Genomic DNA, 13,959 nt, shown 5'->3' on the forward strand with positions numbered 1-13,959 from the left:
CGCTTTTATGAGGCCCGCGCTGATAGCCTGTGCCGCGAATGAATTGTCCGGGTCGCTTATTTTTTCGATGAATGCTAGCGTGCCCGGCCAAGCCTCCGGAGCCTGTCATGAGTGTATCGATCCGCCGCTGCGCCACTTTGCTGTTGCTAACTAGCTTGCCCTTGATGGCCGTGGCCGCGCCGATGCACAGTCAGTTCTTGCCGCCGGATGACCTCGTGGCGCGCCAGGAGCAGCCTGAACAGCAGCAGTTGCTGCAAGTCACCGAATACTCGGTGGTACTGGGCAACCAGCGCCCTTCCAACCAGCAGCCGATCCCGGTCACCTCACCATTGATGGTGCGCCTCAAAGGCAAACCGTTGAACAAGGGCGCGACCATCAGCCAGGTGATTCTCAATTTCGACGGGGAAAGCAAAAGCCTGAAGAAACCGGCGTACGACGAGGCGAGCAAGACCTTGACCTTGTCTTATCCACAGGCCCAGTACCGGGTGGTCATTGACCTGTTGCGCAATGACACGGTGTACGTGCAATTCCTCAGCTACGCCAACGGCCATATCTGGGCCGATCTGCACACCGGCACCGCACGCCCGCGTTGAGCCGCAACGCCCGCCGGGGGTAAACTGCCCGCCCCGTGAATTGTGCGAGTTGGAGCCGGCAATGCGTAAAGACAAGAAACAAGTGATTGGTGACGAGATTGGCGACGAACAGATCAAGCTGTTCCTCAATTTTGAACCGGTCGATGCTACGTCGCCGTCGCTGCACAAACTGATCAAGGCCTACCGTGGGCTGCGTGTCGACGACTTCGAGCGTTTCCTGGTGTTTTTCGTCGAGGCGGGCTACGACCTCGATGGCAAGGACGAACATGGCAATGATTTCGTTGCGCTGAACAAGGACCAGCGCAACGCCGAGGAATACATCGAGTTGATCAACAAGGCGCGTGGCTGATAGGCCGAGGGCCTGCCTGGCAGGTCAGCGGGAGCAAGCTCCCTCGCCACGAAAAGCTTCAAAAAAAAAGCCCCGCCCTCATTGAGAGCGGGGCTTTTTTTAGCCGACCGAATCAAGCGTAGCTTTGGGTCTCGCTGCTTTCTTCAACCAGTTCCAACGCAATGTTGTTTTGCGCATTGATCTTGCGATACAGCGCGGCATCGGTTTCCAGTACTTTTTCCCGGGCTGGGAAGATTTCCGCGAGCTTGGTGGCCCACTCGCCCTTGGCTTTTTCCGGGAAGCAACGCTCGATCAGTTCCAGCATGATCGAAACGGTGACCGAGGCGCCTGGCGAAGCGCCGAGCAGGGCGGCGAGGGTTCCGTCCTTGGCCGCCACCAGTTCGGTGCCGAATTGCAGTACGCCGCCTTTCTTCGGGTCTTTCTTGATGATCTGCACCCGCTGGCCGGCCACTTCCAGGCGCCAGTCCTCGGCTTTCGCCTCGGGGTAGAAGCGGCGCAGCGATTCCAGGCGCTGCTCCATGGACTGCATCACTTCGCTGATCAGGTACTTGGTCAGGTCCATGTTGTCCCGGGCCACGGCCAGCATCGGGCCGATGTTGCCGGCGCGTACCGACATCGGCAGATCCATCAGCGAGCCGTGCTTGAGGAACTTGGTGGTGAAACCGGCGTAAGGCCCGAACAGCAGGGACTTCTTGCCGTCGACCACGCGGGTGTCCAGGTGCGGCACCGACATCGGTGGCGAGCCCACGGCGGCCTGGCTGTAGACCTTGGCCTGGTGGTGCTTGACCACTTCCGGGTTGTCACAACGCAGCCACTGGCCGCTGACCGGGAAACCACCGAAGCCCTTGCTTTCTTCGATACCCGACGCTTGCAACAGCGGCAACGCGGCGCCACCGGCACCGAGGAAGACGAACTTGGCGTCGACTTCGCGGGTGCTGCCGGAATTGACGTCCTTGATGCTCACGGTCCAGCCGTCACCTTTGCGCTTGAGGCCGGTGACGCGCTTGCAGTATTTGATCTGAGTGTCCGGCGCGCTGCCCAGGTGCTTGAGCAACTGGTTGGTCAAGGCGCCGAAGTTGACGTCGGTCCCGTTCATGACGCGGGTGGCGGCGATGACTTCATCGGCCGGCCGGCCTGGCATCATCAGGGGCATCCACTCGGCCATCTGGTCGCGATCTTCGGTGTATTCCATGTCGGCGAAGGTGTGATGCTGGCTCATCAGTTCGAAGCGCTTCTTCAAGAACTCCACGCCTTTCTCACCCTGTACGAAACTCAGGTGCGGCACCGGGGCAATGAAGGATTTCGACGAGCCGAACGTGCCCTTTTTAGTCAGGTACGTCCAGAACTGCTTCGACACCTCGAACTGGGTGTTGATGTGCACGGCTTTCTTGATGTCGACAGTGCCATCGGCGGCCTGGGGCGTGTAGTTCAGCTCACACAGCCCGGCATGACCGGTACCGGCGTTGTTCCAGGGGTTGGAACTCTCCGCGGCACCCGAGTCCATCAGCTCGACGACTTCCAGGGAAATCGCCGGGTCGAGCTCTTTGAGCAGTACGGCCAGGGTGGCACTCATGATGCCGGCCCCTACCAGAACTACATCAACTGCTTCGTTATGCGCCATTTAACGCGTCTCCAAAATCTGCAGCACCAAATTGTCGGCATAGCGGCCAGGAAGCGGGGCAGGTCAGTTGCGCCCCAGGTATCCATGGCCAGGAATCGCCATGTCCGAATCTTCGCAATTTTTCGCACTCTTGCGGATGCATGCAGCCTGGCCTCTAGAGTCCCATGAACTCATTTAAGCGCAGGGCAAGCAATTCGACTTATGGCCGAGACATCCGTTCGTGCAACCAAATCCGTAGCGGACAGGCTTCAGGCGGCGGTTCTTGAGCGATATCCGGTCCTGTGTCGTTGGGCTGTTCCAGACGCTGATGGTGCTTGTTCAGACGCAAAACTCTTCATTTGCTCGCCACACTCTTGTGAAGTTGTGAAAACCCGTTTTTTCACGCTCTTTTGAAGACGTGAACCTCAAAAAAGGGCTGTCCCAGCCTGGCACCGGGCCCGGTTTGGTTGCCCCCATGCAATACATGACAGGCAAAACGGGCAGACAGCTCAGTGACCGAGCGTAATGACAGCTCTGCAGATTCGCGAAAAGCGGTGATTTGCCAGGGAAACAGCAAGCGCGCCAGCTTCACTCGATCTGTGTGGGCGGCTCTCTGTGGGCGGTGCGGGGTGCCAATACAAGCGCATCAGCGGCGTTGCGAGGCCCGATCAGGAGACGTCCTTATAATCGGGGGGAGATTGTAACGAAGAAACGCGTAGAAATGGTCGTGTTTTATGACTTTTATTAGCCTTGCGGTCAGAAGGCCAACAGCTGGCGGTTACGTACGCGAGTGCGAGGCGGTTGTACCAGGGCACTGGCAGGCAAGGGCTGGTGCAGCCAGTTGAGGCGGATCTCTTCGATTTCCACCCAGCCATCGCCCATGGGCTGCAGGCTGCACTGCTTGAATGCCTGGCAGCGGCCGGTACGGTCCAGCAGGGCGAAGCAACGATGATGCGGGCGCGGGGTAAACAGGGAGATGAGAAAACGCATGGTCAGGTACCGTGTCCGGGGAGCTTGGGGACAGCCTGACAGCCAGCCATGACACCCTGGTGTAAGGACCGTGACAAAGGGGTGACAGGAACCGCCTATCCGGGCCCGTGTCAGACATTTCAGTATTCATCGAAGGCGCTGGTTCGCCGCGATGGCGCACCGCTATACTGCCGGCCTGTCTGTGCCCGATTCTGGAGAGAAGAGCATGTTGCAACGCCTGTTGTTCGGTTTGATCGCAGTGACCAGTCTGACCCTCGTCGGCTGTGCCCACAGCCCGCAACAACTTAATCCGGAGCCCAAGCTCAACGCCCAACTGGCGCCGGTGGGTCGCGGCCAGCCGGTGGTGGTCCGTGTCGTGGACGGTCGTCCGTCGCCGACCCTCGGCACCCGTGGTGGCTTGTACCCGGAAACCAGCGTGATCACGGTGCAGGGTGCGCAAATCCTGCCTAAATTGCAGGCCCAGGCCGAGGCGGCCGTGCGTTTGCTGGGCTTCACCCCCACCGCCAATGCAATGAATGCCCCGCAACTGACCGTGACCCTGGCGGAACTGAAATACCAGTCGCCCAAGGAAGGCATGTACGTGACCGAGGCGACGATCGGCGCGACCTTCCGCTCTGACGTGCAGAACGCCAATCGTCGCTACAGCGGTCGTTACGGCGCTTCGCTGGACCAACGCTTCGGCATGGCGCCCAACCAGGACACCAATACCAAGCTGGTCAGCGATGTATTGAGTGATGCCCTGACCCGTCTGTTCAAGGACCCGACCATCGGTCAGGTGTTGGCAGAGTAACGACTGAAGACCCGTATCCCCTGTGGGAGCGAGCTTGCTCGCGATAGCGATGGTTCAGCCACTTCGATGTTGGCTGATCCATCGTCATCGCGAGCAACCTAGCTCCCACAGGGGTTTTTTATGGGCGATAAATTCACGCCGCCTGGGAATAGAGCTCCAGCACGCTGATCCCGGTCAGCAGGTCCGTCTCCGGCAGATCGGCATGTGAATGGCCGCCGAGGGCGCAATACACCAGCCAGTGCCGGTCCTGCACGTTGAAGGACAGGCTGTCGACGAGGTTCTGTTGTTCGTCGCTCGGGCTGATGAGATAGAGGCGATCCTGGTTTTCGGCGTGCAGCATGACGGGTTCCGTGCGGGTTTGGAGGGCGACAGGGTGGCCTATCCATATGACGAAACCGTTACCGATGAAATTAATCCGCAAACACGCTCGCCCAAAAGCACCCAACCTTGCGAGGCATCGTTACCGGTCGGAAAAACCGACGCAGCACGCCAGGCTTTCGGTAGAATCCGCGCCCTGTTCGTAGGTCCCGGGCGCAAGGCGTCCGTTATTCGCTTGAGGTCTGTGATGTCGTTGCAATTGTTTTCGCTGTTCGCTGCCCACCCGGCCAAACTGATCAACCTGCTCGCGCTGCTGTTTGCCTGCCCGGGTGGCTGGGTATTGCATGCAACGCGCCGCCGCGAACAGCGAGCACGCGCCTGCCTCCAAGCGCGCAGTGGCGAAAGCAATGAACGATTCGAAGCCCTGCTGGACCTGGCCACCCAGCGCATGAACCGGTTTTTCTACCGGTTCGGCTTTGCCTGCCTGGGCGTCGCGCTGCTGATGTCCTGGATCAGCACGCAGCTCTGAGCGCAGCAGCTTCAGTGTCGAGGGAGCAAGCCCCCTCGCCATTAAAGCCGCTAAGCAAACACTGCTTTAGAGCGGCAACCCCGCCTTGACCCGATACTGATTACGCACCGGCGTTGCATATTGCAGCACCAGGAATGGCCGCTGTTCCGCCGGGCACGCATCCAACCGACGCTGCCATTCTTCCTGAGCTTTCGCCAGTTCTTCGGCACCGAACACTTCAGCCGCCGTCGGCACCTGCAGCTGCGGGTCGGCATCGGTCCATTGGGCGTAGGCCAGGTAGTGCACGGGGAACAGGCGATAACCGCCGAGAATCTGCCGGTCCATCTCCGCTGCCAACTGCTTGGTGTCCTCGAACAGCTCTGTAATCGGCGCGGAGAAGTTCACGTGGACCCGGCCTTTGTAGCCGGTGATGCCCTTGGCGATGCTGACGTCGTCCTCGCCTGGTGCCTTGGTGTAGGTCCCGGTGGTGGCGCGGATGTAAAGCTCCCGGGCCTTGGCCTGGTCGCACGGATCATATTCGTAGCTGATCGACACCGGCGTGAGGTTCAGCGAGCGGATGACCTCGCCGAACGGCTCGTCCTTGCGGCTCATGTGGAACATCTTGAGGATCGCCGATTCGGTCCGGTCATCGCCGTCCTTGGCTCGGCCCTCGGCCTGGGCGATCCAGATCGAGGCGCAATCGTTGCGGATCGAGTGATTGATGTACGCCGACAGCAACTGGTACGCCGCCATTTTTTCCCGGCGACCGGTGATGGAACGGTGAACGATAAAACTCTTGTTCAAGCGCATCAGGTCGCTGACAAACGGCTTTTGCAGCAGGTTGTCGCCGATGGCGATGCGCGGCGTCGGCAGGCCCGCGTGGTAGACGGCGTAATTGACGAATGCCGGGTCCATCACGATATCGCGGTGGTTGGCGATGAACAGGTACGCGTTGCCGGACTTGAACTGCTCCACCCCCGTGTAGGTCACGCCATCGGTGGCGCGTTCGATGGTGTGGTCGACATAGAACTCCACTTTGTCCTGCAACGTGGCGACCGATGTCACACCGGCGAACTCTCGACGCAGCTTCTGCGCTATAAGGGGTTTGAGCATCCAGCCGAAAGCACCGGCCAGGCGCGGGAAGCGGAAGTGGGTGAGGATATCTAGAAACGCCTTATCGCTGAGCAGCCGTGCCAGCACCGCTGGGACTTCACTGTCGTCGTAAGGTCGGATGGCATCGAATTCGCCCATCATGCTCTCTTGTTGGAAACGGCTAGGGTAAGTAAAGGTTCGATAAATAGCGCCAGAGCACGGCCAGGAAGACAGTCCAGGCAACAATAGCCCTGCAAATAGACCGGCGATTATACGCACAAGTCACTCGGGAGACCGCGATGCTGGAAGCTGCTGAATATGAATGTCCGTATTGTGGAGAAGAGGTCGAGACTTCATTGGATCTTTCCGGTGGCGACCAGACCTATATCGAGGATTGCCAGGTCTGTTGCCGGCCGATCATTTTCGTACTACAGGTACACGATGAAGAATGGCACCTCGAGGTCTTCAGCGAAAACGAATGAGGGGCGGCCATGCAGCGAATCTACGAATTGGAAAACCTGATGGAAGGCGAATTGCTGCAAGGCATGCTCGCCAGCGAAGGCATCACCGCGCATCTGGTGGGACGTGACCTGGTGGGGGGCGCAGGGGAATTGCCGATGCATGGCTTGCTGGGGCTGGCGGTGGACGATGAACAGGCGCAATACGCCCAGGAACTGATCGCCGCCTACAATGCCGCGCTGCCGGTGCCCGGCGATGAGCCGGACAGTTACCCCGGAACGCTGGTCTGTTAGGCTCTGTACGAAATGTATCCGCACTCACCCATACTGCGTTGAAACGGGGCTCGGAATGCTCATGTACTCCAGTACACTGCGCTTCCTCGCCCCGTTTCGCCTTGTCTGGCCTTCGCGCGAATACATTTCGTACAGACCCTAGGCTGGCCGCCGTTTGATAGGAGAGTCGTGTTACCCCATGTGTAGACGTTATGCCCTGTTTCGCTGGAACCCCGCCTTTGCGGCCTTGCCTGGCTTCCCTGCCGACCAGAAGGCCCAATGGAACATATCGCCCAATGATTCGGTTCTGATGCTGCGGGCTGGCGCCGATGGCCAGCGCGAATTGGCCCGCGTCCGTTGGGGGCTGACGCCGCCGTGGCTGACGGACCTGTCCCGGACCCCGGCCCATGCTCGGGCCGAAACCGTCGCCGAACAGCCGATGTTCCGCGAGGCCCTGCGGTTGCGTCGGTGTCTGCTGCCGGCCAACGGGTTCTACGAATGGCGCGGTGGTTCGCGTAAACGCCCCTATTGGCTGACGCCGGGGGAAGGTTCGTCGCTGTTTTTTGCGGCGATCTGGGAAGCGTATCCGGTGCAGGAACAGGTGTGGTTGAGCACCGCCGTCATCACCCAGCCGGCGGCCGGTCAGCGGCGTCCATTGATTCTGGATGAAGAAGGCCAACGGTTGTGGCTCGACCCCGAGACACCCTTGCATGCCTTGCAAGGGCTGCTGGCGAGCGAGCCTGCGCAACTGCGCGAGCGGGTGCTGGCCAACATGGTCAACGACCCGAAACTCAATGGGCCGGAATGCCTGACGCCGGCTTGAGGTTTTGTGATGGCTGTACAGGCCTCATTGCGAGCTTGCTCGCAATGAGGTGCTTGGGTCAGACCCTGAACTGATTGATCAACCGCCGCTGCTGCTCCGCCAACTTGGTCAGCCCGGCACTGGCCGCGCTCGACTCGTCGGCGCCGCTGGCCACCTCGTTCGCCACTTGGCCGATGTTGATCACGTTGCGGTTGATGTCATCCGCTACGGCGCTTTGCTCCTCGGCGGCGCTGGCGATCTGGGTGTTCATGTCGTTGATGACCGACACCGCCTGGGTAATTGTCTCCAGCGCCTGGGCTGCCTTGGCTGCGTGCTGCACGCTTTCATCGGTGCGGTGCTGGCTGTCTTCCATGACGCGCACCACATCGCGGGTGCCCTGTTGCAATTGCTGGATCATCGACTGGATTTCTTCCGTGGCCTGCTGTGTTTTCTGCGCGAGGTTGCGCACCTCATCGGCGACCACCGCAAAACCTCGACCTTGTTCACCGGCCCGAGCCGCTTCGATGGCCGCGTTGAGGGCCAGCAGGTTGGTCTGCTCGGCGATCCCGCGGATGGCCGTGAGGATCGCGTTGATGTTCTCGCTGTCCTTGGCCAGGGTTTGCACCACGCCCACGGCCTTGCCGATTTCCACGGCCAGCGCGCCAATGGAGGTGGAGGTGTCGCGTACGATCTGCATGCCCTGGCTGGCGGCCTGGTCGGCGTGACTGGCGGCTTGGGCGGCCTGGGTAGCATTGCGGGCCACGTCCTGGGCGGTGGCAGTCATTTCATGCACGGCGGTGGCGACCTGATCGATCTCCGACATCTGCTTGTGCACGCCCTGGTTGGTGCGGATCGCGATGTCGGCGGTGTGCTCCGACGAATCGCTGACACTCTGCACCGAGGTCACCACTTGGGTAATCATCCCCTGCAATTTGCCGAGGAACGTGTTGAAGCCCTTGGCGATGGCGCCCAGTTCATCGGCGCGGTCGCTGGTCAATCGGCGAGTCAGGTCGCCCTCGCCCTGGGCGATGTCATCGAGCATCGCCACCATTTGCTTGAGCGGCCGGGCGATGCCGTGGCCCACCAGCCAGATCACCAGCAGGCCGATGGCGGCAATCGCCAGGCCGACCATGGCCATGCCGAAAATGTCGGTCTCGCGCTGATCGTCGAGGTCCTTCTGCAAGGCTTGCAGATCTGCCATCACCGCGTTCAACGGCAGTTGCATCATCAGCGTCCAGCGAGCGCTGGTCTCGCCGATGCCGAACGGCATGTACACCTCGATGTGACCGTGGGCTTCGTCGACGTCGTAACGCACTTCGCCAGCGCCGAGCTTGGCCAGGTTGTCCAGCTCGTTGGCGTCCAGCAGGTCGCTGGCTTTTTCCCCGAGCTTGCTTGGGTCCTTGGTGAAGGCCACCAGGCGATTGTTGCTGGCGAGCAAGGCCATTTCCCCGGCGCCGTCGTACAGCTTGGCGTCAGCGGCAACGAGCATGTCCTGGATGAAGTTCACCGACAGGTCGGCGCCGACGATGCCCTGGAATTTACCATCGATGAGGATCGGTTCGATGAAGGAGGCCAGCATGGTCATGGTGCTGCCGACGCGGTAGGGCGCCGGGTCGATCACGCAGGCTTTCCTGCTGTCCTGGGAGCACAGGTAGTATTCGCTGGCACGAATGCCGGTGGACAGCAGTTTCTGGTCAGTCACGTCGGCGAGCTTTTCCAGGCCCAAGGTGCCGTCCTGGTTGCGAAACCACCACGGCAGGAAGCGCCCATTGGTTTCCATGCCGAGCACCTGGCTGTTCACATAGTTGGCGTCGTCGTGGTCGATAGCGTTCGGTTCCCAGGCGATGTAGGCACCCAGGACCTTCGGGTTGCGCACCACGGACTCGCGCAACAGGCTGATCATCTGCTCACGGGGCATCTTCAATAACGGGTTGCCGTCCGTGCCGTTCATGCCCATCAGGGCGTTAGTCGTCGCCAGTCCTCGGGCAAGCAACAGCGGTGCTTCAAGCTCGCGTTGGATCAGGCTGGCCTGGGTGCGGGCGAGCGCACTGAGGCGTTGTTCGATGAGTTGCTCGAATTGCGCCTTGGTCCGTTGTTGCACCATTTCCTGGGTACGGGCGCCGGCGAACAATGCGTACAGCACCAGGGCACCAACAACGCTGAGGACGATGGCACCGGCCAGGGCGGCAACGGAAAACTGGATCGATTTGAATTTCATAATGGCTCCGGACCCGGAAATGACGTCTGGTATCTGTATCGGCATTTCCGTGGGCGGGCATGAGGCGCTGTTCGTCGGGTGACTGTATTGGTTAGGTGGGAGTCGTAAAAGGATGAGTGGGACCTGTCCGAAAAAACTGTAATCGCTCGCTGTGTATCTGGCGCCGATACAAATCAAAGCCTAGGATACGCCCACGATTCCATGGAGCTTCTTTTGTATGAACAAGACTTTGATGGTGAGCGCTCTGGGCGCGGCTCTGCTGCTCGCCGGTTGCCAGTCAGTCAACACCACCAGCGGCGGAGCCGTGGGCGTGGAGCGCAAGCAGTACATGTTCAGCATGCTGTCGACCGCCGAGGTCAACCAGATGTATGCCCAGTCCTATCAGAAGACGTTGGGTGAGGCGAGTGCGCAAGGTGCCCTGGACAAGACCAGTAGCGACGCCAAGCGCCTTCAGGTCATTGCTGATCGTTTGATCGCCCAGGCGCCTGTGTTCCGTCCGGATTCGGCGCAGTGGAACTGGGAAGTGAACCTGATCAAGAGCGATGAACTCAACGCCAACTGTGGTCCCGGCGGCAAGATCATGTTCTACACCGGCCTGATCGACAAACTGAAGCTGACCGACGCTGAAATCGCCGCGATCATGGGCCATGAAATCGCTCACGCTTTGCGCGAGCACGGCCGTGAAGCCATGTCCAAGGCTTATGGCATCGAAATGGCCAAGCAGGGTGCCGGTGCGATATTCGGCCTGGGCCAGGATAGCCTGGCGTTGGCCGACACGGTTGCCAACTATGGCATGACCCTGCCTAACAGCCGTGGCAACGAGAACGAAGCCGACCTGATCGGCCTGGAGCTGGCCGCCCGCGCAGGCTACGACCCGAACGCCGCGATCACCTTGTGGAACAAGATGGCCAAGGCTTCGGAAGGGGCACCACCGGAATTCATGAGCACCCACCCGTCCTCGAGCAGCCGGATCGCCTCGTTGCAGGCGGCGATTCCGAAGGTGATGCCGCTTTATCAGCAAGCCAAGAAGTAACCACCGTCATGTGGTGAAGTTTTTTTTTGTGGCGAGGGAGCAAGCTCCCTCGCCACAACAGCCTCAAACCCACCCACTGCTCTGCATCGCCTTGTACACCGCAACGATCGCCAGGATGAAAAACGCCGAGGCGGCCAGGCGGCGGATGAGGGCCAGGGGCAGTTTCTCGGCGGCAAAGTTGCCAGCCAGTACCACCGGCACGTTGGCAATCAACATGCCCAGGGTGGTGCCAATGATCACCAGCCACAGTTCCGGGTATTGCGCGGCGAGCATCACCGTCGCGATCTGGGTCTTGTCACCGATTTCCGCCAGGAAAAACGCGATCAGCGTGGTCAGGAAGGGGCCGAACTTGCGGGCCGTATTCGCCTCTTCATCGTCGAGCTTGTCCGGCACCAGGGTCCAAAGGGCCGTGGCCGCGAAGCTTGCCGCCAATATCCAGTGCAACACCGCATCGGAAAAGAACCCGCTGACCCAGGCTCCTACCGCGCCCGCGGCCGCATGGTTGGCCAGGGTCGCGGCGACGATGCCAGCGATGATCGGCCACGGCTTGCGAAAGCGAGCAGCGAGGATAAGCGCAAGCAGTTGCGTCTTGTCGCCGATTTCGGCCAGTGCAACGATGGCGGTGGGAACAAGGAAAGAGTCCAGCATCAGGTAATTCCTAAGAGGGGCGGGTCGACACGGCTATGACACGTACAGCCTTCCCGCCCCGGGTAAGGTGTGCGTGTCATAGGTCTTGTCAAACCCAGCGACCATCTGCGTGGACGCTTGGGCCGCATACGCCATGGTCTGCTGACCAAGTATGTTGACGTATGCCGGGCGAGCAGGGCGCTCGCGGGAGACTACTCCCCTAGGACGGTGCGGATTCTGCCTAGGCAAATCCGATTGGGCAAGCGCTGTTTCTCAAAACGCTTCAGCCGCGCTTGGCCCGGTAGATGCGAAAGCCTTGGCCCTCGGCCTTGATCGCGCAGGGGCCCAGGTGCTCTTCGATCAGCGGCTGATACTTGAGGAAACTGTTCGCAACCAGGCGCAGTTCGCCGCCGTTTTTCAGATGTTTGGCCGCTTTTCGCAACAGGTTTTCGGTCGCGTGGTAGTCGGTGTGTACGCCGACGTGGAACGGCGGGTTGCTCAGAATCGCGTTCAGGCCCATGGGCGCGGCGTCGATCCCGTCACCCGTCAGCACTTCGGCTTCCAGGCCATTGGCGGCCAGCGTCAATCGACTGCTGGCGGCGGCGAAGGCATCCACGTCCAGCAGCGTCACGGTGTTATGGGGATAGCGCCGCTTGACCGCCGCCCCCAGCACGCCGGCGCCGCAGCCGAAGTCCAGCAGGTGGCCGCTGGGCAGCTTGTCAAGATGCTCCAGCAACAGCGCGCTGCCGCGATCAAGGCGGCCGTGACTGAAGACTCCCGGCAAACTGATGACCTTGAGCGGGCCCTCGACCAGTGGCAATTCATAGGTTTGCGCGAGGCTTTCCAGCGGCTTGGCTTCAGGGACGTTGGCGACGGTGACCTGCCACAGTTGGCAATGCCGTGCGCTGTCGAGCTTGCGCGGCTTGCCAAAGGGGTTGAGCTGCTTGGAAGCGCCTTCGATGCCGCTGCGCTTTTCCCCCACCAGATACACCTCGCGCCCAGCCAGGCGCGCGGCAACGGCGTTGAGGATGTAGTCGGTCAGGTCCTTGGCCTTGGGCAGGAAGACCACGGCAGCGTCGAACGAAAGTTCGGGTACATTCACGCCAAAATGGCTGCGCCCTGGGAAGCGGGCATCCAGGGCCGCCTGGTCGCCGGCATGCCAGCACCAGCCATGGGCCTCGGGCAAGCGGCCAAGCAGGTCGTCGGCTGGGAGCCCGGCCAGCAGGACCGGACCCTGGAATAACTCGGCCTGACGAAGCAGTACTTCACTGCGCGGATCCATGGTCTGCTCCTTGTTAAAAAGTGCGGCAGTCTATCAATTGACGACTCGTTGCGCTGTACCGCTGAAAAAGCCCCGGGCGTTTTCCGCCAGTTGGCCGACGATCCGTTGCCTGGCCTCGCGGCTGCCCCAGGCGTTGTGCGGCGTGACGATCAGCCGGGGGATATCACCTGCCAACAGCGGATTGCCCTGGGTCGGCGGCTCCACGCTCAACACGTCGGTGGCCGCCCCGCCCAGGTGACCGCTGCGCAGCGCATCGGCCAGTGCCTGTTCGTCGATGAGGCCACCGCGTGCGGTGTTGACTACGAACGCGCCGGGTTTGAGCGACGCCAGTTCACGCGCACCAATGAAGTGGCGGGTGTGCTCGTTGAGCGGGCAATGCAGGGTCAAGGCGTCCACCGCGGGTAGCAGTTGGTCCAGCGCCACGCGGTCCGCACGGGCGGGCCTTCCTGGAATCTGCCCCAGCAGCACGCGCATGCCGAAGGCTTCGGCCAGCCGTGCGACGGCGCCACCCAGTTCGCCATGGCCGAGCAGCCCGAGGGTCTTGCCCTGCAGTTCGACGATCGGGTAGTCCAGCAGGCAGAACTGCGAAGCCTGTTGCCAGCGACCTTCGCCCACGGCTTTTTGATAGTCGCCCAGGCGCGTCGCCAGGTTCAGTAGCAGCATGATCGTGTGCTGGGCCACCGACGGTGTGCCATAGCCCTGGCAGTTGCTGACGACGATGCCATGGCTGCGGGCAGCGGCGAGGTCGACGTTATTGGTGCCGGTGGCGCTGATCAGGATCAGCTTCAGTTCAGGGTTGGCGGCCATGGCGGCTGCGTCGATCACGACCTTGTTGGTGATCGCCACCGTGGCGCCCTCGATCCGGCCTGCCACCTCATCCGGGCGGGTGCCGGGAAACAGCTGCAGTTCGGTGAAGCAATCGCGCAATGGAGCCAGCTCCAGGTCGCCGAGGTCCAGTGAAGCGTGATCGAGGAAAACTGCGCGTGCGGTATTGGTCATCAGCTGTACCTGTCATGTAGAAGACTG

Annotated in this window: 16 protein-coding genes and 1 riboswitch; of the genes, 8 read left to right on the forward strand and 8 right to left on the reverse strand. The window is 61.0% G+C overall.

The features are described from left to right. Window positions 1-107 precede the first annotated feature (107 nt). Together DOCECA_RS01165 and DOCECA_RS01170 are read left to right on the forward strand one after the other, a co-directional pair. On the forward strand, window positions 108-593 hold the full coding sequence (locus DOCECA_RS01165) for a hypothetical protein (protein ID WP_420764083.1): 486 nt from the start codon (window positions 108-110) through the stop codon (window positions 591-593). Between the two features lie 61 nt (window positions 594-654). Then, complete coding sequence (locus DOCECA_RS01170; protein WP_420764084.1) at window positions 655-942, forward strand: PA4642 family protein; 288 nt, start codon at window positions 655-657, stop codon at window positions 940-942. 112 nt (window positions 943-1,054) lie between these two features. Here DOCECA_RS01170 and mqo read toward each other — a convergent pair whose 3' ends face one another. Both mqo and DOCECA_RS01180 read right to left on the reverse strand, forming a co-directional pair. Then, a complete protein-coding gene (gene mqo / locus DOCECA_RS01175; protein ID WP_445571341.1) occupies window positions 1,055-2,563 on the reverse strand; it encodes a malate dehydrogenase (quinone) in 1,509 nt (502 codons plus the stop codon). A 735-nt stretch (window positions 2,564-3,298) separates the two neighbouring features. Beyond that, window positions 3,299-3,532 (reverse strand): hypothetical protein, encoded by a 234-nt coding sequence (locus tag DOCECA_RS01180; protein WP_420764086.1) that lies wholly within the window; start codon window positions 3,530-3,532, stop codon window positions 3,299-3,301. Between the two features lie 205 nt (window positions 3,533-3,737). On the opposite strand from DOCECA_RS01180, the gene DOCECA_RS01185 reads away from it, so the two are divergent. Then, entirely contained in the window at window positions 3,738-4,322 is a 585-nt protein-coding gene (locus DOCECA_RS01185; RefSeq protein WP_030138601.1) for a YajG family lipoprotein, read from the forward strand. Between the two features lie 133 nt (window positions 4,323-4,455). Here DOCECA_RS01185 and DOCECA_RS01190 read toward each other — a convergent pair whose 3' ends face one another. Continuing rightward, on the reverse strand, window positions 4,456-4,662 hold the full coding sequence (locus DOCECA_RS01190) for a hypothetical protein (RefSeq protein ID WP_420764087.1): 207 nt from the start codon (window positions 4,660-4,662) through the stop codon (window positions 4,456-4,458). Window positions 4,663-4,887: 225 nt separating this feature from the next. Between DOCECA_RS01190 and DOCECA_RS01195 the strand changes: the two genes are divergently transcribed. Beyond that, window positions 4,888-5,169: a hypothetical protein gene (locus DOCECA_RS01195; protein WP_420764088.1), complete on the forward strand. Its 282-nt coding sequence runs from the start codon at window positions 4,888-4,890 to the stop codon at window positions 5,167-5,169. Window positions 5,170-5,235: 66 nt separating this feature from the next. Here the strand turns inward: DOCECA_RS01195 and DOCECA_RS01200 are convergent, their stop codons facing one another. Next, a complete protein-coding gene (locus tag DOCECA_RS01200; RefSeq protein ID WP_434562359.1) occupies window positions 5,236-6,402 on the reverse strand; it encodes a 1-acyl-sn-glycerol-3-phosphate acyltransferase in 1,167 nt (388 codons plus the stop codon). Between the two features lie 137 nt (window positions 6,403-6,539). Between DOCECA_RS01200 and DOCECA_RS01205 the strand changes: the two genes are divergently transcribed. The 3 genes from DOCECA_RS01205 (at window position 6,540) to DOCECA_RS01215 (ending at window position 7,794) form a co-directional block, all read left to right on the forward strand. Beyond that, complete coding sequence (locus DOCECA_RS01205; RefSeq protein ID WP_434562361.1) at window positions 6,540-6,722, forward strand: CPXCG motif-containing cysteine-rich protein; 183 nt, start codon at window positions 6,540-6,542, stop codon at window positions 6,720-6,722. A gap of 9 nt (window positions 6,723-6,731) precedes the next feature. Further along, window positions 6,732-6,992, forward strand: a complete 261-nt coding sequence (locus DOCECA_RS01210; RefSeq protein WP_434609604.1) for a putative signal transducing protein — start codon at window positions 6,732-6,734, stop codon at window positions 6,990-6,992. A 178-nt stretch (window positions 6,993-7,170) separates the two neighbouring features. After that, entirely contained in the window at window positions 7,171-7,794 is a 624-nt protein-coding gene (locus tag DOCECA_RS01215; RefSeq protein WP_445571342.1) for an SOS response-associated peptidase, read from the forward strand. Between the two features lie 58 nt (window positions 7,795-7,852). Here DOCECA_RS01215 and DOCECA_RS01220 read toward each other — a convergent pair whose 3' ends face one another. Beyond that, window positions 7,853-9,991, reverse strand: coding sequence for a methyl-accepting chemotaxis protein (locus tag DOCECA_RS01220; RefSeq protein ID WP_445571343.1), 2,139 nt, complete (start codon window positions 9,989-9,991; stop codon window positions 7,853-7,855). 217 nt (window positions 9,992-10,208) lie between these two features. Here DOCECA_RS01220 and DOCECA_RS01225 point away from each other — a divergent pair, with 217 nt between their 5' ends. Further along, entirely contained in the window at window positions 10,209-11,024 is an 816-nt protein-coding gene (locus tag DOCECA_RS01225; RefSeq protein ID WP_420764092.1) for a M48 family metallopeptidase, read from the forward strand. Between the two features lie 63 nt (window positions 11,025-11,087). On the opposite strand, the gene DOCECA_RS01230 is transcribed toward DOCECA_RS01225, so the two are convergent. The 3 genes from DOCECA_RS01230 to DOCECA_RS01240 form a co-directional block, all read right to left on the reverse strand. Then, window positions 11,088-11,672, reverse strand: coding sequence for a TMEM165/GDT1 family protein (locus DOCECA_RS01230; RefSeq protein ID WP_445571344.1), 585 nt, complete (start codon window positions 11,670-11,672; stop codon window positions 11,088-11,090). Between the two features lie 90 nt (window positions 11,673-11,762). After that, a riboswitch (yybP-ykoY riboswitch) is annotated at window positions 11,763-11,884 on the reverse strand. 50 nt (window positions 11,885-11,934) lie between these two features. Then, entirely contained in the window at window positions 11,935-12,933 is a 999-nt protein-coding gene (locus DOCECA_RS01235; RefSeq protein WP_420764093.1) for a methyltransferase, read from the reverse strand. 33 nt (window positions 12,934-12,966) lie between these two features. After that, a complete protein-coding gene (locus tag DOCECA_RS01240) occupies window positions 12,967-13,932 on the reverse strand; it encodes a 2-hydroxyacid dehydrogenase (RefSeq protein WP_445571345.1) in 966 nt (321 codons plus the stop codon). Window positions 13,933-13,959: the final 27 nt, after the last annotated feature.

It is taken from the genome of Pseudomonas sp. E102 (assembly GCF_052660185.1).